Here is a 21,543-nt window from a genome sequence, read left to right as displayed (position 1 = left end):
CACCCTGATTCAGGAACTTCCTCCTCCCTTCCTAAACAGGGGCAAACCGCCCCTTCGGTACCCCGGCGGACAGCTCCCGGAAAGATCGAAGTAAGGTGTGGTTACCATATGAGCGCTGCCTAGCTCGAAAGATAGATCTGTGACTGTCAACGACGACTCGTTCACCAACTGGAAGAACCGCGAGGAGATCGCGGAGTCGATGATCCCGCTCATCGGGAAGCTGCATCGCGAGCGGGACGTCACCGTCCTGCTGCACAGCCGCTCCCTGGTGAACAAGTCGGTGGTCAGCATCCTGAAGACGCACCGCTTCGCCCGGCAGATCGCCGGCGCCGAGCTGTCCGTCACCGAGACCATGCCGTTCCTCGAGGCCCTGACCACCCTCGACCTCGGCCCCTCCCAGATCGACCTCGGCATGCTGGCCACGATGTACCAGGCCGACGAGCGCGGTCTGAGCGTCGAAAAGTTCACCGCCGAGGCCGTCGCGGGCGCCACCGGCGCGAACAAGATCGACCGCCGTGAGCCGCGCGACGTCGTCCTCTACGGCTTCGGCCGCATCGGCCGGCTCGTCGCCCGCCTGCTGATCGAGAAGGCCGGCTCCGGCAACGGTCTGCGTCTGCGGGCCATCGTGGTGCGCGGCGGCGGCGCCCGGGCCGCCGGGGACCTCGTCAAGCGCGCCTCGCTGCTGCGCCGCGACTCCATCCACGGCCAGTTCCAGGGCACGATCACCGTCGACGAGGACAGCAGCACGATCTTCGCCAACGGCAACGCGATCAAGGTGATCTACGCCGACGATCCGTCGCAGGTGGACTACACCGAGTACGGCATCCGCGACGCCATCCTGATCGACAACACCGGCAAGTGGCGCGACCGCGAGGGCCTGTCCAAGCACCTGCGCCCCGGTGTCGAGAAGGTCGTGCTGACCGCGCCCGGCAAGGGCGACGTGCCGAACATCGTGCACGGCGTCAACCACGACACCATCAAGCCGGACGAGCAGATCCTGTCCTGCGCCTCCTGCACCACGAACGCGATCGTCCCGCCGCTGAAGGCCATGGACGACGAGTACGGCGTGCTGCGCGGTCACGTGGAGACCGTCCACTCGTTCACGAACGACCAGAACCTGCTGGACAACTACCACAAGTCCGAGCGCCGCGGCCGCTCCGCGCCGCTCAACATGGTGATCACCGAGACCGGTGCCGCCTCCGCCGTGGCGAAGGCGCTGCCCGACCTGAAGGCGAAGATCAGCGGCAGCTCGATCCGCGTGCCGGTGCCGGACGTCTCGATCGCGATCCTCAACCTCCAGCTGGCCCGCGAGGCCACCCGTGAGGAGGTCCACGACTACCTGCGCGACGTGTCGCTGAACTCGCCGCTGAAGCGCCAGATCGACTTCATCACGGCGCCCGACGCGGTCTCCAGCGACTTCATCGGCTCGCGCCACGCCTCGATCGTGGACGCCGGCGCCCTCAAGGTCGACGGCGACAACGCGATCCTCTACCTCTGGTACGACAACGAGTTCGGCTACTCCTGCCAGGTCGTCCGGGTCGTGCAGTACGTGTCGGGCGTGGAGTACCCGACCTACCCGGTGACGGCGGTCTGACCGAGTCATGCGTCGCAGCTGCCGCCAACGCCGACGCATCGCGTCTGACAAGCGGCTCTGACCTGCGGAGGCGGCCGCGATCGCTCGACACGCCGAGGGCCGTCACCCGATATCCGGGTGACGGCCCTCGGCGATCAACTGGGAGCGACGCCGTCGGCCGGAACGCACGGTGCCACCGGCTTCCTTGCCACCGGGCACAGCCGGTTCCGTAGCGCGGATCACGCGAAAGCGCTGCGAATCCCCGGTTCTCGTCACGACATGCACTGTTCCCGCCTACCGTGTGGGTGCACAGGCCACTGCGCGCACGGGGCGTGGTGGGGCAATCCCGGGGGGGGGCGTGCCTGATGCCGCTGGTATTCGTACATGGTGTGGCCAATCGGATCGACGGGGAGTGGTCCGATCAGGAAGGCCAACGGGCGGACTGGTTCCAGCAGTATGTGACGCACCGTTGGCGCCGCATGGACGGCGCCCCTCCACTGCTGTCACAGCCCTACTGGGGCAGCCGCGGCGGAGCGTTGCGATGGGGAGGCGCGAGCTTCCCGAACCGCCGGCAGGTGATGGAGACCTTCGGCGCCGACGACGAGCCGGACCCGCTGGTCCACCTCGTCTGCGATCTGGTCCCCGCGGATGCCCCGCACGACTCCGCGCTGCTGGCGACGGCTCGTCGCTCTCTTCCGGACGCCATCGACCTGTTGTGGGCGGCCGCCCGGCCCGATGCGGGTGACGAGGGGGCCCGACTCACCGAACTGTCGGTCACAGCGGTCGCCTACGCACGATCGAACCCCGAGCCGCCTTGGCTGCGGCGGGTCGAGGACGACGAGTCCTTCGTCAAGGTGCTGTCCGAGGAGTTGGCGACGCACGCGTCCGGGGACCGGGACGGTTCGGCCGCCCGACCGGAGGACGACACGAAGAGCGAGGACGGGTGGGAACAGTTCGGTGGCTTCCGGTCGGCCGCAAGCGGAATGCTGCAGCAGGGCGCCTGGAGAGTCCGGCGGGCGGCGGTGGACCGGCCGGCGTCGGCCGTGGTCGACACCGTGCGCGGGCGGACACAGCGGCATGTGGCCGAGTTCCTGGGTGACATCGTCACCTACTACCGGCAACGCGGAGAACAGCCAGGACAGAGCGGCATCGGCAAGGTGGTCGGCGACGCTCTGCGCGCGGCGCACGCCCAGCGTGAGGCGGCCGACCCCTTGGTCGTGGTCGCGCACAGCATGGGCGGCAACATCGTGTACGACCTGTTGTCGGGCCCCCTGGGCACGACGCTGTCGGTGGACGCGCTGGTGACCGTAGGTTCTCAGGTCGGCCTGTTCCAGGAGCTCGACCTCTTCTCCCCCTTGCCTCCCGACATCCCGGGATCCGGAGGAACACGGCTTCCCCTGCCGGCTTCCGTGCGTCGGTGGATCAACGTGTACGACGTCAACGACATGCTGGCGTTTCGTGCGTCTCCCGTGTTCGACGGGGCCGAGGACCTGGAGTTCCGCACCGGCAGGCTTCGCTCCCACAGCGCGTACTTCCAGCTCCCGAGCTTCTACGCCCGGCTCTCCGAACGCCTCGGTGGCGCCCTGTGACGCTGCTCTACCCCGACCGGGTGGGCACACGCACGGGTCCCGCGGTCCACGCACTGATCATCGGTGTGGGTTCCTACCGTCACCTGACCGCCCAGCTGACCTCACCGCCCGTGTCGGCCCTGGCGTTCGCGGACTGGGTCATGCACACGATGCGTCATCCGCAAGCCCCGCTCGGCTCGGTCGACGTGCTGCTGTCACCCGGTCGAGGCACACCGCCGGGCGGAGAACCGATGTCGTTCGACGTACCGGACCTCGACGCGATGTACGACGCGGTCGCGGCATGGCGTCAACGCTGCGACGCACATCCCGGCAACGTGGCGTTGTTCTACTTCTGCGGGCACGGTCTCAACGTGGGGGGACACGCCTTGCTGCTCGAGGACTACGGCAAGTCCCCCAGTGCGAGGCTTCGCGGCGCCTTCCTCCTCGAGGAGTTCGTCGCGGCCATGGCCTCCTGCGAGGCGGGCAGTCAGTACTTCTTCATCGATGCGTGCCAGACGCCCGCACCGTCCCTCGTGGCACGCGGCGCGCGAGCGAGTTCTCTGCTCGACCCCGGGCGCGCCCCGCGCAAGAACCTGGACGGCGGCGTACTGGTGGCCTCCCGCCGCGGCGGAGCCGCCGGAGGTGCCCAGGGCCAGGTGAGCGTGTGGACCAGGTCCCTGCTGGACGGCCTGAACGGTCTGGCCGCCGAGCCTCGGGACGGGCAGTGGCACGTGGAGGTGAACCGGCTCAACCAACTCCTGCCACAGTTGTGCGCCCGCCGCTCGGTGGCGGCCCCCGGTCCGCCTCAGGTGCCCGGTGGCGGACCGGGCATGTCGGGCGTGTTGCACCTCATGCAGGAACCGCCCCGGGTGCCGATGGAAGTGAGGTGTGATCCGGCCGAGGCCACGGCCCACGCCAAGGTGGGGCTGCGGGCGCACAACCCACCACACGACAGCCCCAGACTGGCTCTGCTCGACGCGGTCTGGCATACGGAGGCGCCGGCCGGCCCCTACGCGGTCGAGGTCGCCTTCAGCGGGGACGAATACCCGGGCGCGGCGGTGTCCACCACGCGGGTCTTCCACCCGATGGATCTCACCCACACCGTCTCCGTGCGAGGTGAACGGTGACATCCCTGCGTCTCTTGGTGCGGTTGCCCGTCGCCGCGGACGGAGCACCGGTGGCGGTCGAGATCGTCGACGCGGCGACCGAACGCGTGCGCCGGCTGAGCTGCACGGCCGGACGGGAGCACGACCTCTCGCTGGGGGCAGGCGCCTACCTGGTCCGGGTGACCGCGCCGGGCCACAGCAGTGTGGCCGAGATGGTCACGGTGCGGGACGGCTCGCGTCCGACCTGGACGGTGACGCTGCCGCCCGCTGCCGGCGCCTCTGCGCAGACCGACTCCTCGGGTCCTGCGCCGTCGTACGAGCCTCCGGCTTATCTCGTGGCCGGAGAGAGCGTGGCCTCGGTGGTGGCCGAGGCCCGGGCGGAGGCCGTCCAGGTGTCGTTCCTGTGTGACGACCGGCAGGTGACGTCGGTGGTCGCGCCCGGCACTCCCGCAGCAGGGGGCGATGAGGAACACGCAGGGCGGCCGGGGCTGTTCCTGGGGCGTGTCGGCCCTGGCGCCGCCGCCCGCTTCACCAGCTTCCCCGCCGGAACCCGGCTGCACCGTGACCCGCCGGATGCGGAGCCGGTGGTCCTGCTGGACGACAGGGACGCCCAGGGACTTCTGACCTTCGTGACGCATGGTCAGACGGCCGCCGCCGCGATCGTGTGGCCCGACGTCGCGGCTCGCGTGAACGCCCGCATCCAGGCCGGTCACGCATCGGCGGTGGCCGCCTGCGTGCTCGGCCACCACCAACTCGACAGCGCCGACCACGCTCTGGAGACCGAGGAGTTGATCAGGCGCTTTCCCGCGGACCCGGACGTCGACGTGTTGCACGGCTGGTCGATCCTGCGAGAGGGCGGACCGCACACCGAGGACGCGCGCCGGGCCCTGGTTCGGGCCGCCGACCCCCGAAGCGGCCTGCCGTCTCTCACGCAGGGCCTGCGACTGCTCCGCCTCGCGCTGGCACGTCTCGAGCAGTCGGACAGCGACCAGGGCATCTGGGATCCGCAGGTGACGCGGGCGCTGTTCACCACCGATCGCTATCTGACGGCGGCGGACTGGACCGCGCCTCTGACCACCTTCACCGGCGACAGCCCTCTACTGCCTCATGTGGACGAGGAAGACCACGAGGGAGGGCAGAGCGAGGACGAGTTCACCACGGACCGATCGGACGAAGCCCTGGTGGGCGTGGTGACCCGCTCCGGGGACGACGTCCGGGTCGCCCCGTCCCGTCGTGACCTCGCCGTCCCGGCAGGCATGCCCGGCTTGACGCTGCTGCCCCGAACCACACTCGCGTCGGCCCCTGCCATCCACGTACCGCCCCGTCAGGAACGGTATGCCGCCTCGACGGGGGAGCCCCGACAATCGGTCACCAGCGGCCCGTTGACCTACACCGCCCGCCGACTGCTCGATGCGCGCGCCGCCCAGGCCATGTGGTCCTGGCATCTGAGCGTGCAACTCCGCGACGAACGGCTCGCCGGGATGTGGGCCGTCCTCGCCTGGCGCCCGCAGCAGGACCCCGAGGGCCGATACCGGACCTTCGTGCTGCCCATGCACTGGGATCCCGTGCTGCGGCAGGCGTCCTGCGCACTGTGGCTCGACGAGCCCGCCAAGGTGCTGGACTGGTACGTGGCCTGCCGACCGGTGGACGAACTGCCCCGACGGGGACGGCGCACCCTTCTCCAGCGCTCCCTGTCCCAGGCGGCCGACCGCGTCACCCGAAGAGCGCTCAGCGCGGCGCTCGACGAGGAGGTGTAACCGTTGCCCGAGGTCGGCAGAACCGCGCCACGACCGGGCCTGGCCCGATTCGCCCGTCCCGTCCTCGCCTGGACACCGCGCTGGGGCCGAACCCGCCGACGGGTGCGGGTTCCCGTCGTCGTCACCACGGAAGGCGGGGACAACACCGGTCGGCTCATCACTCTCGTCATGCGGTACGACTCGGGGCCGTCGGGCGACTTCCGGGTCGAGTCGGAGCCGCCCGGGCCGAACACCGACGAAGCCTTCGAAGCGTCGATCAGAGCAGCCACCACATGGGCCTCCCGCCAAGCACGCCACCCGCAACACGGCGGTGTCACCTGGCACATCGAGGACGTGGACGGCTCACCTGTGCAGCAGATCACCGGGGAGTCCGCCGGTGCCGCCTTCGCGGTGGGGCTGAGCCTGCTGCTCGGGCTCACCCAGCGCACACGGTGGCGCAGGCAGGACACCCGCACCGTGGTCAGCGCGACGGTGGACGCGTCGGGGCGTCTGGGGCCGGTCCGCGACCTCACGGAGAAGGCCAAGGCGGTCGGGAGCGTGCAGCGCCGCTTCGTCGTCGCCCCCGAGGGCTACGACGCGGCGTCCTCGGGCCGGTCCCGTCGACAGCCCACTGTGGTCCGTGCCCCGCGAGCCGCCGACGCCGCTGCCGCGAGCGTGCTCGCCCGGACGTGGAGAACACCGTTGGCGGCCGTCGTCGCGCTCGCCCTCCTCATACTTGGGTCATGGGCCTATGACAGCAGGGAACGTGATGCCGCCGCCGCCCGTTCCGCCGCGATCGACCGACTCGCCGCCGCCTCCCGGGGAGAGCTCGGCGACGCACCGGATGCGGCAGCCGCCGACGCGCTGAGAGCGTATGGGACCGACCCCACCGATCCCGTCGCCGCGCAGGCCCTGCTGACCGCGTCGTACAGCGATCCGCGGCTGACGTCCGTGGTCACCACGGACTCCGCACGGACCGTCTCCTTCAGCCCCGACGGCCGGACGCTGGTGATCGGGTCCGGGTCCGACATCGCGGCCTACAGTGCGGACGGTCAGCGCCTTCTCGCCCGGCTCAGTCCGCACGGCGGAACCATCACGGCCTTGCGCTTCGACCCGGGCGGAGCGCGGTTGGTGGTCGGCACGGAACAGGGACTGATCTACAGCAGCAACCGGCTCGGACACGGCACAGGGTGGACGCCACCCCGTCTGGTGCACCGCGCCGCAGGACCGCTGCTGGCCCTGGCGGTCTCGGCGCGAAGGCTGGCCTGGGCGACGTCGTCCAGTGGCCTCGAGACGCAGCTCCTGCCTCCCCAGGGATCCGTCGTAAGGCTGCGGGGGCCGGACGCGAGCGTGACGTCCCTGGCCTTCGCCGGACCGGACCTGCTGGTCGTCGGCAGGCTCGCCGCCTACCACGAGCCATCACTGCTGACAGTCGGTGCGGACCGGCGCGGGACCGGCCGGACGCTGTTGACGCGGAACAGCGCGAACGACCTGTTGAGCAACGGGATCTCGGCACTCGCCGTGACGGATGACGGCAAGCGTGTGATCACCGGTGGGATCGACGAGCGGGTCAGAACCTGGAGCACCAAGACGCTTCGCCAGACGTCCGAGTACCGCGTGACCGGCAGCATCTGCACCCTGAGTATCACCGAGGACGGCGACACGGCCGTCGTGGCGACCCGTAGCTTTCCCACCCGCCCGGTGGACACCAGCAGCGGCGATGCCAAGGTGCGTCTGCTCGATCTCGCGGACCACGCGAAACCACTGGGGACTCCGCTGGCGGAGAACTCTTCGGCGATGACCCCCCAGCTGGCGATCAATCCGCGCACGGCACGGACGGCCGTGGTCCTGGCGGCCGGCAGCGGTCGCACGAGGGTGACGCTGTGGGCCGCACCCGACCATCCCCGTGACCGGGTGATGGGAGTGGTCCGCGACCCTGTGCATGCGGACTCCGTCCTCGTCCTCTTCGCCGACGGGGGTCTGGCCCGTGTCAACGCCCGTACCGGTGCCCGGATCACCCTGTTGAGAACGGCCAAGGGCCGCCAGGGCTACACCGTCGCGCTGTCGCAGGACGGACACGTGCTCGCCCTGTCCGATTCCACCTCCACGATCACCCTCTACGCCTACCCCGCGCTGCGCAGACTGGGTGGCCCACTGCACGGCGCCACCCCGATTCCGGTCCTGGCGTTCTCCCCGGACGGCACCACGCTGGCCACCGGCGACGAGTACGGGACGGTCCAGCTCTGGGACACCGGCAGTCACCGCCTTCGGCACTCACGACGCGACCCGGGCAAGGTGTGGGTCGGTTCCCTGACATGGAACACCACCGGGAACCGACTGCTGGTCGGGCACCGCGACGGCAATGCGGAGATACTCGACGGACCCACAGGACGCGTGATCTCCCACCGGTCCTTCGGCACCGGCACGCAACAGGCGGAGGGCATCGGTGACGCGGCGGCAGCCGTGGCGTACCGCGACGGCTTCCTCATCGGTTTCGGAGACGGCCGCATCGCTCGCTATTCCGTGCGCCTCACCCTGCTCGGAACGTTCGTCGACCGGCACAACGGCAACGTCCTCGACGACGCCTTGTCGCCGGACGGCACCTACCTGCTCTCGCTCGGCGTCGACAGCACGGCGCGTCTCTCACTCGTGCCGGCGGGCACACCGCTCGTGGAGGTGGCCTCCACCCGCGAGGCCGTGACGCAGCAGCTCTTCTACGACGGCGCGTACCAGTTCGGCGACTTCACGTCCAGCGGCCGCTACGCGGTGCTGGGCGGGACGCAGGGAAACGTCCAGGTGATAGCCGTTCGGGGGCGGCCCCTCCTGGCGCGCGCCTGCTCCCTCCTCGATCACCGCACCGCTCCACGCAGCGCGCTCAGGGAGTGCCCGTGACCGACCTCGACGAGTACCCGGGCCGCCTGGAGCGGGAGCTTCGAGCGCTGTCACGGCCGCCGGCAGACCTGGCCAGATCGCTGTGCCAAGGAGGGCAGTGGCTGCTCGCCTGTGCTGCCGCCGCCCATCACGACACCTCCTGGCTGGACACCGATCACCGGCACACCAGTGCACGGCCGGTCGACGGCACGCCGCCGTCCACGGCGCTGCACATCATCGAAGGCACCTCTGCACGAGAGTCGGACTACGACGACGCCGTCGGGGTCTGGCACGCGGCGCGCGCCGCCAGAGCTCTGCTCCACCACGACGGTGCCGGCGCCGCCGCCGGCACCTGCATGGCCGCGCTCGCGCTGACACCCGCCACCATCCGTGCGCAGTCTCCCGGACCTTGGCTCGACGCCGTACCGTCCCTCACCGACGCCGAGGCGGCGGAGTTTCGGGCGCACCACCCCGGCCTGGCCTGGGACCTGGCCGAAGACCTGGTACGCGCGTTGATCGCGAAGAACGGCGCGCCCGGGCCCACGATCAGCACACCGGTCCTGCTCGGCACGGACCCAGAAGCCTCCTTCGGAACCGTCCATCTGACATCCGTCGGCGATCTCGCCGCGCGGATGCTTCCGGATCCCGAAGGGGCCCTGTTCTCCGCCATGGATCGCAGCACCCCTCAGGCGCTGGAAACGGCGTTCGCCTGGACGCGCTCCCAGGAAGACTTCCCCACCGGGCGCGGAGTGCGCTGGCAGGTGCGTGACACGCACGGCATGCCCGTACCCACGCCGCGCGACGCCGAACTGGCACTCGCCGCGGCGGCCGCGCTCGCCCGCCTGTTCCATCCGCGCCGCGCCCGATTGTTCACCCCGTCGGGCATGCACCCCAACGACGCGGCCCCGGATCGTCTGCTGCACGGTCGCCTCACCACGCTGGGCACGCTCGAACCGGTCGGTGACGCGGTGGTCGAGGCGGTACGGCACTGCGCGACAGCGCACCGCACGATCGTGCTGCATCCCGCCGACGCCCAGACGGCACGCTCCGCCCTCGACGTGCCACGCCGGTCGGTCCGCTCGGCCCGCACCGTACGCGCAGCGCTGTCCGCGTCGGCACGCATCCCCCGACGGCTGATCGCCGTGGTCACCGTCACGGCTCTTGCGGTGACCGGCTCGGTGGTCACATACGTCTACTCCGCCGACAAGAACGCCGAACGCGAGGCCATAGCCACGAAGGCCAGCCAACTCGCCACCCACGCGATGGACATCGCCGCGTCCGACCCCCGCGAGGCAGCCGTCGCCGCACTCGGCGCGCACGCGCTGGCCCCGACTTCCGTCGCGGCGCGCGACGCCCTGCTCGCCGCCGCCGACAACGACCTCCGCCGAACCCGGCTGATCGCCGCATCGGTCCCGGGCGCCCACGCCCTCGCCCTCGACCACGACGGCACCCGCGCCTCCGTCATCGGCGGTGACGGCGAACTGCACCTGTGGAATCTGCGAACAGGCCGCGCGGTCGCCGCGCCCTCGTCCGTCGCGACGGACGTGCGGGACGCCCGCTTCCCCTCCGCCACGGGTCCACTCGCGATCGCCACCGGTCACGGCGTGCTGACCTGGCGACCGGACGAGCGCGGGGCCCCCGTTCGGCTCACGACGGCGGTGGCCACGGCCCTGGCCTACTCCGCCGACGGTCGGCGCCTGGCAGCGGGCACGTCCGACGGAACAGTGCGGGTCTACGACGTACGCGGCCGAACCCAGCTGAAAGTCCTCCGTTTCGCACACACCGCCGTCACCGCCCTGTCCTTCTCCCGTGACGGGAGCACCATCGCGGAAGGCGGCTCGTCATCGGCGATCACCCTGTGGAAATGGCGCACGGCGGCTTCTCCCACCAAACCGGTCTCCGCAGCCAACGGAAGCGTCAACAGCCTCGTGTACGCCGATGCCTGTTCCTGCTTCTACGTCACCACCCGTAACCGCCTGACGGTGGTCAGCGGGTCCGACGGCCACCGTCTGAGAGCACCGATCAGCATCGCGCAGAATGCCGTGGCCCTCTTCTCCGACCGGGAGGGCCTCATGCTGGGCAGCGGGAACGGCATCACGACGTACGCGGGCAAACCGGATGACCTGAGCGACTCGTCCGGGAAGCTCAAGTCCGCGGACGGCGTCTACGGCCCCGGCACACTCACCCGGGATGTCGCCGCCCTCAGTGGAGACGGCAAGGTCCTGATCACGGCGGCGGGCCAGGCCTTCGCCGTCTACAGCACCGCATCGGACAGCGTCGATCCGTACGCCTGGGCCCCCACGGTGAGACAGGTCTTCCCCGTACCGCACTCCTCTCTTCTGCTCTACGTCACCGCAGGATGGGGCAACAACGGCTCGTACGCCTACCTGTTCGACACCCGGAAGAAGAAGGGCGACCGCGGTGTCCCCGTCGGCAGACTCTCCTCCGTGCAAGGGGCCGATTTCAGCAGGCGTCACATGACGTTGGCGGCTGCCGGCGCAGACGGCCATGTGCGGCTCTTCCCGTACGCGGACGGGAAGCTGGCGCAGTCGTACAGCCTTCCGGCCACCGCGGACTTCCGCGCCAAGACGGTCGCGTTCGATGACGGGCGCAACCAACTGGTCGCGGGCTGGGCCCACAAGGTGACCGTGTACGACGTCAGCGAACCGCGGAAGCCGACGGCTCGGTACAGCATCGGGCTGCCGGACCACGAGCTTCTGGTCTCCGCCTCGATCGAATCGGAGAGGAAGACGCTCTTCCTCGCCACCGGCGCCGGTCTCTACGCCGTCCCCGACCGCTCGGGGAAGTACAGCTGGAACAACCGCACGGTGCTCGCCTCCGGAGAGTTCATCGCCGTGCGGACCACACCCGGCGGAGACGTCCTCGCCGCGACCGTGAACGGCGCCCTCTCGGTGTACCACCCGACGGCGCACGGTAGTTGGCGGGAGACTCAGCTCGCCGGTCATGGCAGTCAGCTGACCGTCGCGGCGCCGGCTGGTCCCTACGTCGTCGCGACGGACTTCGAGAGCGCCAAAGTCTTCGACGCCGACTCAGGCGTCAAGATCACCGACATCAGACTGGCGAACGTGCTCGCCACCGGACTCTGGTACAACGGCACACAGGCCCGGATCTACGGTGACTATCCCGGTTCCAGTGTGGTGTTCCCCCTGGACGACCGCGCGGTGCTCAGCCGGGTGTGCACCCGACTCGGAGACGGCGCAGATCTGACGGTGGCCGACGCGTGGCAGCAAGCCCCCGACTCGGTCCGTCACATGACACTCTGCGGTGCGGAGACACGGGACCGTCCCTGACGGCGCCACGGCCGCCGACCGGGTTCCGGGGGGCGGCCGCTCCTTTCGGGCGCGTGCGGTCAGGGCTTCGCGGGTGTCGCGCAGGCGCCCGCGGCGCACGCCGTGAGCCACTGGTCGAAGTCCGCGTCGTAGCGTGTGCCGATGCCGTCGTGGTAGACGGCGTATCCGCCGACGTAGTCACCGGCGCGGAAGCGGGCGAGCATGCGCTGCACGTCGTCGGGGTGACGCTCGGCCATGTAGCGCACGGCGAGGTAGCCCCACGGGTAGGTGCGCGTCACGTCGCTGTTCTCGTAGGTGTTCTCGAAGAGGGTGCTCAGCCGGTACGTGTGCTTGGCCGCCTCCTGGATCGCCTGGTCGTCGGCGAGGTTCCGGTAGCTGTAGGAGACGTACTCGGCCACGCCCTCGATCCACCACACGTCCGGCACGGTGGTCTCCTGGGCGAAGTCGCCCTTCATGTCGTCGCGGCCGTCCAGGAAGTGCGTGTACTCGTGGTTGAGGTTCCATATCCGGGCCACGAAGCCGTCGTCGTAGTCCTTCTGGTACATGATCGACGTCACGTGGTTGGCCGGGTCGGACGGGTTGCCGTCCAGGGTCATGCCGCCGTTGTCGGTGTCGATGCCGTAGATCGGGCCGGCGTAGGTCTGGTAGTCGGCGCGACTGGCGAACACCGCCAGCCGGATGTCCGACACGTACTGGCCGGGTATCGCGCCGCCGGCCTTGACCACGCCGCGGAAGTAGGCGCTCTGGCCGAGCACGCTGGCGCAGGCGGCGTCGAGGTCGGCGGCGGTCAGCGACTGGGCGAGGATCGTGACGTTCGCGTCGCACCGGTGGGTGACGGGCAGGACGGCCCTGGTGAGCTTGCCGGGCAGGTCGCAGACGTCGTAGTACGAGCAGTTGGCGCCGTCGTAGGCGTTCGCCTGCGTGGCCACGGCGACCCAGAGCCCGGCCGTCGGACCGGTCATCGCGGTCTCGTCCAGGAGTTCCTTCGTCAACGGCCGTACGGTGTCCTGAAGTTCCGGATGCTCGACGTAACGGGCCACGTTCATCCCGGCGTTGGAGTCCAGGAAGGCGAGACCGGTGCCGAGCTGGTCGGTGTTGGCCAGCGCGAAGTCGTAGAGGGTGTCGATGATGCGCGGGTCCGCGTCGACCGCCCGCACGTAGTCCGGGTTCCAGTTGCCGCGCCACAGGGGCGTGTAGACGTCGTTGACGGCGCTGGTCATGCTCGGGATCGAGTCGTACGAGCTGTCGTAGTCGTTCAGCAGCCGCCGGTAGACGTACAGGTAGCGGCCCTGCTGGTCGGCGCTGTCGGTGAGGATCACCGTCTCGCCGAGGATCTCGCCGTTGGCCGCGGTGACGTCCTGGGAGTGGGAGCGGGCGAAGAAGGCGTCCAGGCCCGCCGTGACCGCGGTGGTGAGGCGGGTGGTGTACGGGCCGACGTCCGCGGAGTGGTTGAACTGCACGTAGTAGCCGGCGCGCAGGAACAGGACCAGCTGTTCCAGGCTGCCCGAGTCGTCGCCGCGGTACCGGCCGGCCGCGCGGGTGAACGCGTTCGCCACGGTGAGCATCTGCGGCTCGCGGAAGACGTCGTGGGCGTCCTTGCCGGTGACGGCGAAGAGGGTGTTCACGCAGTCCGTGGACGAGGCCGTGACGAAGGCGACCAGCGCGGTGCCCGTACGGGAGCCGAAGTCCCCCGGGGTGCAGGAGGCGGCCGCCCGCGGCGCCCGGTGGGCCGGTCGGGCCGACTCCGCACGCCGGGGCGGGAGTTGGGCCGGGTTCAGGCGGCGGGGCTGGGTCGCGGGGTGCTCGGTGGCCAAGGTGGTCGCGCCGGTCGGCGAGGGGGTGGCCGGACGCGTACGGGGAGCGGTGGCCGGGCCGGTGTGCGGCTGGGGCGCCGCCAGGGCGGGTGTGGCGAGCAGGCCGGCCACGGTCACACAGACGGCGGCGGCGCCGGCCATGCGTCTGGGCAGCGCGAAGCGATAGCGCATCTGGATTCCTCCACGAAGGGATGCGCCTCTGTGGGGAGTTGAGGCGTGTGAGGCACTCTCTCAGTGGGCCCCGCACCTCAACAATGGCGTGTGACATAGCACATGACACTGGCCGCTCATAACATCGCGGCGTGTCCGTGACGTGCTCCTACGCGCCGGTGGCGCTCCAGGTGCGCGAGGCCCAGCTGCGCAGATGCGGCGCCTGGGCGACGAGATCGCGGTACGCGGCCGTCGCCGACTCGAACACCGTCTCCACGACGTCGTCGGTGACGGCGTCGGGCCGCCAGGCCAGCACGTACCGGCACCACAGCGGGGAGCCGGCCAGCGGCTTGACGACGACGTGCGGGATCGGCCGGAACGTCGGCTGCACCAGGGACACGCCGAGCCCGTCGGCGATCATGGTCTGGAGCTGGGTCTGGTCGCCGAGGAACTCGTGGACGGTGACCGGCGCGAACCCTGCCGCCGCACAGGCTTCGTAGAACACGCCGGGCCACCCGGCGCCGTCGTCCGGGGTCACGAACCAGGCGTCTTCGGCGAGGTCGGCGAGCTGCACCTGGGCGCACTGCCGGAGCCGGTGCCGGGCGGGCAGCGCGACGAACGTCGGCTCGGTGACGATCCCGCGGTGCCGCACCGCGCCCGAGTGCCGCAGCTCCATGCCCGGGTAGTCGGCGGCGATGGCCGCGTCCACCGCCCCCTCCTCCAGCAGTTCCACGATCCGCGAGGAGGCGTAGACGCTGTTGACCGCGAGGGAGAGCTCCGGCAGCCGGGTGCGTACCCGCGAGACCGTGCCGGACAGCATGGGCGAGTTGGTGGCGGCGACGCGGAGCGTACGGCGCGGGCGCGCGGCGGGGCGGTGGCCGATGGCGTCGGCCCTGGCGAGCACGTCACGGGCCTGGGCGACGACCTCGGCGCCGTAGCGGGTCGGCCGCACCCCGCTCGTACCGCGCTCGAAGAGCGGCTCGCCCAGGTGGCGCTCGATGCGCCTCAGCTGGGTGCTCACGGCCGGCTGCGAGTACCCCAGTTGCGTGGCGGCGCGGCCCACGCTGCCCGCGTCGGCGATCGCGCACAGCACGCGCAGGTGCCGCAGCTCCAGCTCCATCGCTCCACTTCCCGTCTCGTCCCATGACCGGTCCCCCGTCCCGTCCGCCACGGGGAAACCGGTGCTCACCGCCCTGGCCGGCCGGGGTAACGACCGGCGGACGAAGCGTTCCATTGTGCCCTGCCGGGCACAAGGCGCAGGTCCGCCAGGGTGTGGGCGGCTACCGGGCGGCCCTGTGGCGCACCGTGTCGAGCAGCGCCGGCTCCTCCGCGGACAGGCGCAGGGCGCCCGCGGCCACGTTGGCCTCCAGGTGGACCGGGTCGCCGGTGCCGGGGATGCCGAGGACGTGCGGGCCCTGCCGGAGCGTCCAGGCGATGCGGACCTGGGCGGTGCTCGCCCCGTGGGCCCGGGCGACGGCGAGGATCTCGGGGGCGTCGCCGCGGCGGGCGCGCCGGACTGACGGCCGTCGGCGGCGATCGAGCAGAACGGCACGAAGGCGACGCCCCGCTCGCCGCCCGAGCGCACGAGGGCCTCCTGCTCGGGCCGGACGCCGATGCCGTACATGTTCTGCACGCCTCGGTGCGCTGGGACGACGACAGCCTGAGCCTGCTGCGCCGGCGGCGCGCGCTGTCCCGTACGACAGCCGGCCCGGGGCTGCTGCTGATCCCCTCGGTCTTCACCGGCCCGCACCCGCTCACCCGGCTGACCCCGTCCGACCCGCCCCAACTCGCCTATCCCGCACGGGGAACCGGCGCGCCGTGGCAGCCCGCACGGCCTCGCACGCGCACCGATGCCCTGGCCGCCGCGCTCGGCCGCTCCCGGGCCCTGCTGCCGGCCGAACTGGACTCCTCCGCCTCCACCACGGAGCCGGCCGGCCGGACCGGGCTGTCCGCCGCCGGTGTCTCGCAGAACCTGACGACGGCGCTGCGGGACGCGGGCCTGGTCGGCGCCCACCGGGCGGGCCGCTCGGTGCCGTACGCACGCACCCCGGCGGCCGAGGCACTGCTGACGGCGGCCTGTCCGTGACTCACGGACCACCGATGCCTACATCCCGAACTCATTTGCCTAAACGCTTTAGGAAGTCGCATAATCGATTTCGGCAGATGGGAGGAAGCTCATGGTGCGTGCAGGCCTGACCACCGAACGACTCGTGCGGGCCGGCGCGGAGCTGGCCGACGAGGTCGGCTTCGATCAGGTGACGGTGTCCGCGCTGGCCAGGAGGTTCGACGTCAAGGTCGCGAGCCTCTACTCGCACCTGAAGAACTCCCAGGACCTCAAGACGCGGATCGCGCTGCTCGCCCTGGAGGAGCTGGCCGACCGCGCCGCCGACGCGCTCGCCGGGCGGGCCGGCAAGGACGCGCTCAGCGCCTTCGCGGACGTCTACCGCGACTACGCCCGCGCCCACCCCGGCCGCTACACGGCGGCCCGGTACCCACTCGACCCCGAGGCGGCGGCCGCGAGCGCGGGCGTCCGGCACGCACAGCTGACCCGGGCCGTCCTGCGCGGCTACGACCTGGCCGAACCCGACCAGACCCACGCGGTGCGCCTGCTCGGCAGCGTCTTCCACGGCTACGTCAGCCTGGAGGCGGCCGGCGGCTTCAGCCACAGCGCCCCCGACTCGCAGGAGTCGTGGACGCGGATCGTGGACGCCCTCGACTCCCTGCTGCGCAACTGGCCCGCACCCTGACCGTCCGCGCGCCGCCGGCCCGCGCCCCTCCTTTCCGCGCGCCGCCGACCCGCCCCCCGAATCCCCCGGAACACAGGCCGACATGATGCACACCACTGCCCTCACCGCCGACCTCGTACGCGGCGCCCTCGATCTGGAACGCACCGCGCACGGACTGCTGCCGCACCGGCTGCCCGCCCGGGCCCGCGCCCAGTGCGCCGACCCGCAGCTCGCCATGGTGGAGTCCCAGCCCTCCGGCGTCCGGCTGGTGTTCCGCACCAGTGCCACCACCGTCGAGCTGGACACCCTGCCGACGAAGCAGGTCTACGCCGGTGCGCCCCCGCGCCCGGACGGCGTGTACGACCTGCTCGTCGACGGACGTCCGGCCGGCCGCGGCCGGGTCGACGGCGGCAACACCCTCACGATCGACATGACCACCGGCACCGCCGAGCACAAGCCGGGGCCGGTCGGCACCGTGCGGTTCACCGGCCTGCCGGACACGCCCAAGGACGTGGAGATCTGGCTGCCGCACAACGAGACGACCGAACTGGTGGCGCTGCGCACCGACGCCCCCGTCGAACCCGTGCCCGACCGCGGCCGCCCGGTGTGGCTGCACCACGGCAGTTCGATCAGCCACGGCAGCGACGCCGCGAGTCCCACCACCACCTGGCCGGCCCTCGCCGCCTCGCTCGGCGGGGTGGAGCTGATCAACCTGGGGCTGGGCGGCAGCGCCCTGCTCGACCCCTTCACCGCCCGCGCGCTGCGCGACACGCCCGCCGACCTGATCAGCGTCAAGCTCGGCATCAACCTGGTCAACACCGACCTGATGCGGCTGCGCGCGTTCGGACCCGCCGTCCACGGCTTCCTCGACACCGTCCGCGAGGGCCACCCGGACACCCCGCTGCTCGTGGTCTCGCCGATCCTGTGTCCCATACACGAGGACACCCCGGGGCCGAGCCTGCCGGACTTCGGCGCGCTGAGCGAGGGGCGGCTGCGGTTCCGGGCCGCCGGTGACCCGGCGGAGACGGCGGGCGGGAAGCTCACGCTGAACGTCATCCGGGCGGAACTGGCCCGGATCGTGCGCGAGCGCGCGGCGGAGGACTCCCGGCTGTTCCACCTCGACGGCCGCGAGCTGTACGGCGAGGCCGACTTCGCCGAGCTGCCGCTGCCCGACGACCTGCACCCGGACGCCGCCGCGCACCGCCGGATCGGCGAGCGGTTCGCGGCGCTGGCGTTCGGGACCGGGGGCGCCTTCGCGGACCGCGCCGCCTGACCCTCGGCGGGCGGATCACACCAGGTGGGCGAAGACCACGAGATTGTCCGTGTAGTCACGCGCCGAGTGGTCGTAGTCCCCCGCGCAGGTGATGAGCCGTACCTCGGGGCGCGCGGTGTCGGCGTACACGAGTTTGCTGGGGAAGTCGTCCTTGGCGAAGGTCTCGGCCTTGTCCACGACGAAGTTCGCGGTCCGCCCGTCGGTGCGCTCGACCGAGAACGTGTCACCGCTCTCCAGGTGGTCGAGGTTGGCGAAGACGGCCGCCGAGACCGTCGTGTCGACGTGCCCGGCGATGATCGCGGTGCCCTTCTCGCCGGGTGAGGCGCCCTTGGTGTACCAGCCGACGAGGTTGGTGTCGCCCGCGGGCGGCGGCTGGAGCTGGCCCGTCGGGTCGAGCGTCAGGTCGGTGAAGGGGGCGTCCACACCGATCTCCGGGATGAGCAGGCGGGTCGGCGCGGAGCGGGGCAGCGCGTCGCCGGCCTGCTGGGGATCGGCCGGCGTGGCGGCGCTGGAGCCCGAGGCGCGGGCCACCCGGGGCACGTCGTGCGAACCGTGGTGGCCGCCGAGCACGTTGACGGCGAGGAAAACGATCGCCGCGCCCCACAGCACCAGCCGCCCGCCGCGGCCGGAACTCCCCTCGTCCGGCGCCGGGTCGGCGGGGTTCTGGGAGGACGGATCTGCTGCCATCGGACACCACCTCACTAGGCACGGCAGCACGGGGTTCAGGGCAGGAGCCGGTGCGCGATCCGGCCCGCAGGGGGCACGGGCCGCCGACACGGTTCGCGCCGGCGGCGTCCGCAGCCCCTGAGGCGGGTCGAGCGGTCAGGACGCCGGCGGGACGGCCTTCTTGCGGCGCAGCGCGTACATGCCGGTGGCGCCTACGGCCAGCACCGCCAGGCCGCCCGCGGTGACGCCGGGGTCGGCGAGCGCTCCGCCGCCGGTGTGCATGCCACCGTGTGGCTTGCGGCCCCCGTCCTCGCCTCCGCCGCCGTCCCGGCCGCCGCTGTCCCGGCCACCGCCGTCCGAGCCGCCACCATCACGGCCGCCTCCGCCCGATCCACCGCTGTCCCGGCCGCCACCGTCCGAACCGCCGCCGTCCGAGCCCTTGCCCCGGCCGCCGTCCCCGCTCTTGTCGCGGTAGGTGTCGGGGTCGAAGCGGCTGTCGCCCTTGCTGGCCCCCCAGTCGTCGGCGCGCAGCACCGTGGCGAGCGCTCCGCCGCCCGTGTGCATTCCGCCGCGCGGCTCGTCGTGTCCACGGCCGCTGCCATGATCGTTGCCGTACTCCTTGTCCTGGCCCCGGTCGGAGCCCTTGCCTTGATCGTCGTCCGAACCCTTGCCGCGACCGGAGTCCTGGTCGCTGCTGTGCGAGGAATCGTCACGGCCTCCGTCGTGCCCGGCGGGGGCCGCGAACGCGGCGCCGGGCGTGGCGAAGGCGAGAGCTGCCACGGCGGCTGCCGTGGCCAGGAGCGTGCGGGCAGAACGCATCGTGTTGTCCTTCCGCCGTGACCGGGCAGCGGATTCTTCATCAGCTGGATGGACCCGGCCCCAACATGAACCACCGTCAGTGAGGGCATCGGCTCCCACCATCCGGGCCGCCCAGCCGGGTCATCAGGCCACCCGTCTGCCCCAGTGCCGCCACCGGACGGCCCCTCGTCCGGGCCAATCGGACGCCGCCTCCCGGCGCCCGCGTCCTCCGTCGCCCGGCGCGGCAGCCGTACCCCTGCCGAGGCGTCAGGCCGTACGGCCGTGCGGGGAGCACCGGCCCGGATCCGACCGTCCATCAGTTCCCGTCGGCGTCGCGTGCGGCGCCCGGCCGAGAGGGGGCGCTCCGTGCCCGAGACCACCCTGTTCGCACGAGAGGTCCGGCGGCTGTGCGCGGCGGCGGCCGGCGCGCTGTTCGGCGTGACCGCCGTCGCCGGGCCGGCCCGCGCCGACGCCGCAGAGGTGACGGAGCATCCGGTCACCACCGCGCCGGACAGCGCCCCGGCCGGCCTGACCGCGGGGCCGGACCGCGCCCTGTGGTTCACCGAGGCCCGCTCGAACCGGATCGGCAGGATCACCGTCTCCGGCCGGGTCACCGAGTACCCGGTCCCCACCCCGGACGCCGGCCCCGGCTCGATCGCGGCGGGCGCGGACGGCGCCCTGTGGTTCACCGAGACCGTCGCCGGGAAGGTCGGCCGCATCACCACGTCGGGGCGGGTGACCGAGTATCCGCTGGGCGGCTCGAAGGACTTTCCCGGCCACATCGTCGCCGGTCCGGGCGGCATGTGGTTCACCGCGTCCGCCTCGCGCTCGGTCCAGCGGATCACCTACGGCGGCCGCGTCACCCGATTCACGCCGCCCGGCGCCGACAGCGATCCCGGCGGCATCGCCCCGGGGCCCGACGGGCGGGTCTGGTACGCCGATCAGTCCGGCCGCATCGGCAGGGTCGCCGCGGACGGCGGCATCACGACCTTCGCGGTGCGGGGCGGGGCCGACAAGGTGCCCTTCCGTCTGGCCACCGGACCCGACCGGGCCGTGTGGTTCACCGAACTCCTCGGCAACGCCGTCGGCCGCCTGCGGACCGCGCCCCGCTGACGCGGGAGCAGGGCGAAGTCCCGCCGCCGCCCTCTTGTTATGACAGCAGTCATAACGCAGGCTGGTGCCGACGCACAGAGAGCCGACGCGGTGGGAGGAAGCAGTGGCGGACGGGATGGCACGGGCCCTGTGGGAGCGGTACGAGCCGGTGCACGACCTCGTGTACTTCGCACCGGAGGCGCGCCGCGCGGCGGACGCGCTCGGGCTGCGCGGCTACTGGATGGGGTACTTCGCGCTGCGCGCCGCCCCGCTGGGCGCGGCGTCCCCGGCCGTGGTGACGAGTTGCTTCTACGTCTTCCATCCCGCCCGGGTGGCCCGGGCCCTGCCGGACGCCTGGGGGTACGCCGATCCGGCCGAAGCCCTCGCGGCCCGCCGGGAGGCCATGGACGCGGCGATGACCCGTCTGTTCGGAGCCGACGTCACCGGCTCCGCCGAGTTCGCCGAGGCCGCCGGTCTCGCGTGGGGGGCCGCGGCAGCCGCGGACACCACGGGCCGGGTGCTGGCCGCCGCCAACCACGCTCTCGAACGCCCGGACCGGCCTGCCGAGCGGCTGTGGCAGGCCCTGACGACCCTGCGCGAGCACCGGGGCGACGGGCATGTCGTGGTGCTGGTGAGCCAGGGGCTCGGGCCGGTCGAGGCCATGGTGCTCAAGGCGGCGTCCGGCGAGTCGGACGGTCGGTTCCTGCGGGAGACCCGCCGATGGGAGCAGGCGGACTGGGCGGCGGCCGGGGACCGGCTGCGGGCGCGCGGCCTGCTCGCGGCGGACGGCTTCGCCGGGTTCTCCGTCGCCAAGCTCGCGCGCCGCCTCGGAGTCAGCTCGGCCTCGCCCTACCGCCAC

At 71.9% G+C, this 21,543-nt stretch carries 16 protein-coding genes; 11 read left to right on the top strand and 5 right to left on the bottom strand.

Annotation, left to right across the window (positions count from 1 at the left end):
* Positions 1 to 139: 139 nt before the first annotated feature.
* The 6 genes from ACWEN3_RS16870 to ACWEN3_RS16845 all read left to right on the top strand — a co-directional run bounded on the left by ACWEN3_RS16870 (position 140) and on the right by ACWEN3_RS16845 (position 12,165).
* Complete coding sequence (locus tag ACWEN3_RS16870) at positions 140 to 1,594, top strand: glyceraldehyde-3-phosphate dehydrogenase (protein ID WP_452971044.1); 1,455 nt, start codon at positions 140 to 142, stop codon at positions 1,592 to 1,594.
* 458 nt (positions 1,595 to 2,052) lie between these two features.
* The gene (locus tag ACWEN3_RS16865; RefSeq protein ID WP_452971042.1) at positions 2,053 to 3,162 is read left to right on the top strand and encodes a hypothetical protein; all 1,110 of its coding nucleotides are present in this window, start codon (positions 2,053 to 2,055) and stop codon (positions 3,160 to 3,162) included.
* The gene (locus ACWEN3_RS16860) at positions 3,159 to 4,268 is read left to right on the top strand and encodes a caspase family protein (RefSeq protein WP_452971039.1); all 1,110 of its coding nucleotides are present in this window, start codon (positions 3,159 to 3,161) and stop codon (positions 4,266 to 4,268) included. Before ACWEN3_RS16865 ends, ACWEN3_RS16860 begins: the two co-directional genes overlap by 4 nt.
* 50 nt (positions 4,269 to 4,318) lie before the next feature.
* The gene (locus tag ACWEN3_RS16855) at positions 4,319 to 6,004 is read left to right on the top strand and encodes a hypothetical protein (protein WP_452971036.1); all 1,686 of its coding nucleotides are present in this window, start codon (positions 4,319 to 4,321) and stop codon (positions 6,002 to 6,004) included.
* A 102-nt stretch (positions 6,005 to 6,106) separates the two neighbouring features.
* Entirely contained in the window at positions 6,107 to 8,875 is a 2,769-nt protein-coding gene (locus tag ACWEN3_RS16850) for a hypothetical protein (RefSeq protein WP_452971034.1), read from the top strand.
* Entirely contained in the window at positions 8,872 to 12,165 is a 3,294-nt protein-coding gene (locus ACWEN3_RS16845; protein WP_452971031.1) for a hypothetical protein, read from the top strand. The genes ACWEN3_RS16850 and ACWEN3_RS16845 overlap by 4 nt, the downstream gene beginning before the upstream one ends.
* A gap of 59 nt (positions 12,166 to 12,224) precedes the next feature.
* Here ACWEN3_RS16845 and ACWEN3_RS16840 read toward each other — a convergent pair whose 3' ends face one another.
* The 3 genes from ACWEN3_RS16840 to ACWEN3_RS16830 all read right to left on the bottom strand — a co-directional run bounded on the left by ACWEN3_RS16840 (position 12,225) and on the right by ACWEN3_RS16830 (position 15,613).
* Complete coding sequence (locus tag ACWEN3_RS16840) at positions 12,225 to 14,150, bottom strand: collagenase (protein WP_452971029.1); 1,926 nt, start codon at positions 14,148 to 14,150, stop codon at positions 12,225 to 12,227.
* A gap of 148 nt (positions 14,151 to 14,298) precedes the next feature.
* Positions 14,299 to 15,249: a LysR family transcriptional regulator gene (locus tag ACWEN3_RS16835; protein WP_452971027.1), complete on the bottom strand. Its 951-nt coding sequence runs from the start codon at positions 15,247 to 15,249 to the stop codon at positions 14,299 to 14,301.
* Between the two features lie 160 nt (positions 15,250 to 15,409).
* Positions 15,410 to 15,613, bottom strand: coding sequence for an aldo/keto reductase (locus ACWEN3_RS16830; RefSeq protein WP_452971050.1), 204 nt, complete (start codon positions 15,611 to 15,613; stop codon positions 15,410 to 15,412).
* 155 nt (positions 15,614 to 15,768) lie between these two features.
* Here ACWEN3_RS16830 and ACWEN3_RS16825 point away from each other — a divergent pair, with 155 nt between their 5' ends.
* From ACWEN3_RS16825 to ACWEN3_RS16815, 3 genes are all read left to right on the top strand, one after another.
* Positions 15,769 to 16,215 carry a hypothetical protein gene (locus ACWEN3_RS16825; RefSeq protein ID WP_452971025.1) on the top strand — a complete coding sequence of 149 codons (447 nt, stop codon included), beginning with the start codon at positions 15,769 to 15,771 and terminating at the stop codon, positions 16,213 to 16,215.
* 91 nt (positions 16,216 to 16,306) lie between these two features.
* Positions 16,307 to 16,876 carry a TetR/AcrR family transcriptional regulator gene (locus tag ACWEN3_RS16820; RefSeq protein ID WP_452971023.1) on the top strand — a complete coding sequence of 190 codons (570 nt, stop codon included), beginning with the start codon at positions 16,307 to 16,309 and terminating at the stop codon, positions 16,874 to 16,876.
* Positions 16,877 to 16,961: 85 nt separating this feature from the next.
* Complete coding sequence (locus ACWEN3_RS16815) at positions 16,962 to 18,128, top strand: GDSL-type esterase/lipase family protein (protein ID WP_452971047.1); 1,167 nt, start codon at positions 16,962 to 16,964, stop codon at positions 18,126 to 18,128.
* 15 nt (positions 18,129 to 18,143) lie between these two features.
* Here ACWEN3_RS16815 and ACWEN3_RS16810 read toward each other — a convergent pair whose 3' ends face one another.
* Complete coding sequence (locus ACWEN3_RS16810; RefSeq protein ID WP_452971021.1) at positions 18,144 to 18,815, bottom strand: class F sortase; 672 nt, start codon at positions 18,813 to 18,815, stop codon at positions 18,144 to 18,146.
* A gap of 135 nt (positions 18,816 to 18,950) precedes the next feature.
* The gene (locus tag ACWEN3_RS16805) at positions 18,951 to 19,613 is read right to left on the bottom strand and encodes a hypothetical protein (protein ID WP_452971019.1); all 663 of its coding nucleotides are present in this window, start codon (positions 19,611 to 19,613) and stop codon (positions 18,951 to 18,953) included.
* 345 nt (positions 19,614 to 19,958) lie between these two features.
* Between ACWEN3_RS16805 and ACWEN3_RS16800 the strand changes: the two genes are divergently transcribed.
* Together ACWEN3_RS16800 and ACWEN3_RS16795 are read left to right on the top strand one after the other, a co-directional pair.
* Positions 19,959 to 20,705, top strand: coding sequence for a Vgb family protein (locus ACWEN3_RS16800; RefSeq protein ID WP_452971016.1), 747 nt, complete (start codon positions 19,959 to 19,961; stop codon positions 20,703 to 20,705).
* A gap of 115 nt (positions 20,706 to 20,820) precedes the next feature.
* Positions 20,821 to 21,543 (top strand): SCO6745 family protein (locus ACWEN3_RS16795; protein WP_452971013.1); only part of this gene is annotated, 723 nt, incomplete at its 3' end.

This window comes from Streptomyces sp. NPDC004561 (assembly GCF_053602155.1).
The sequence above is the reverse complement of the archived record's forward strand: the minus strand, read 5'-3'. Positions and strand labels throughout refer to the sequence as shown.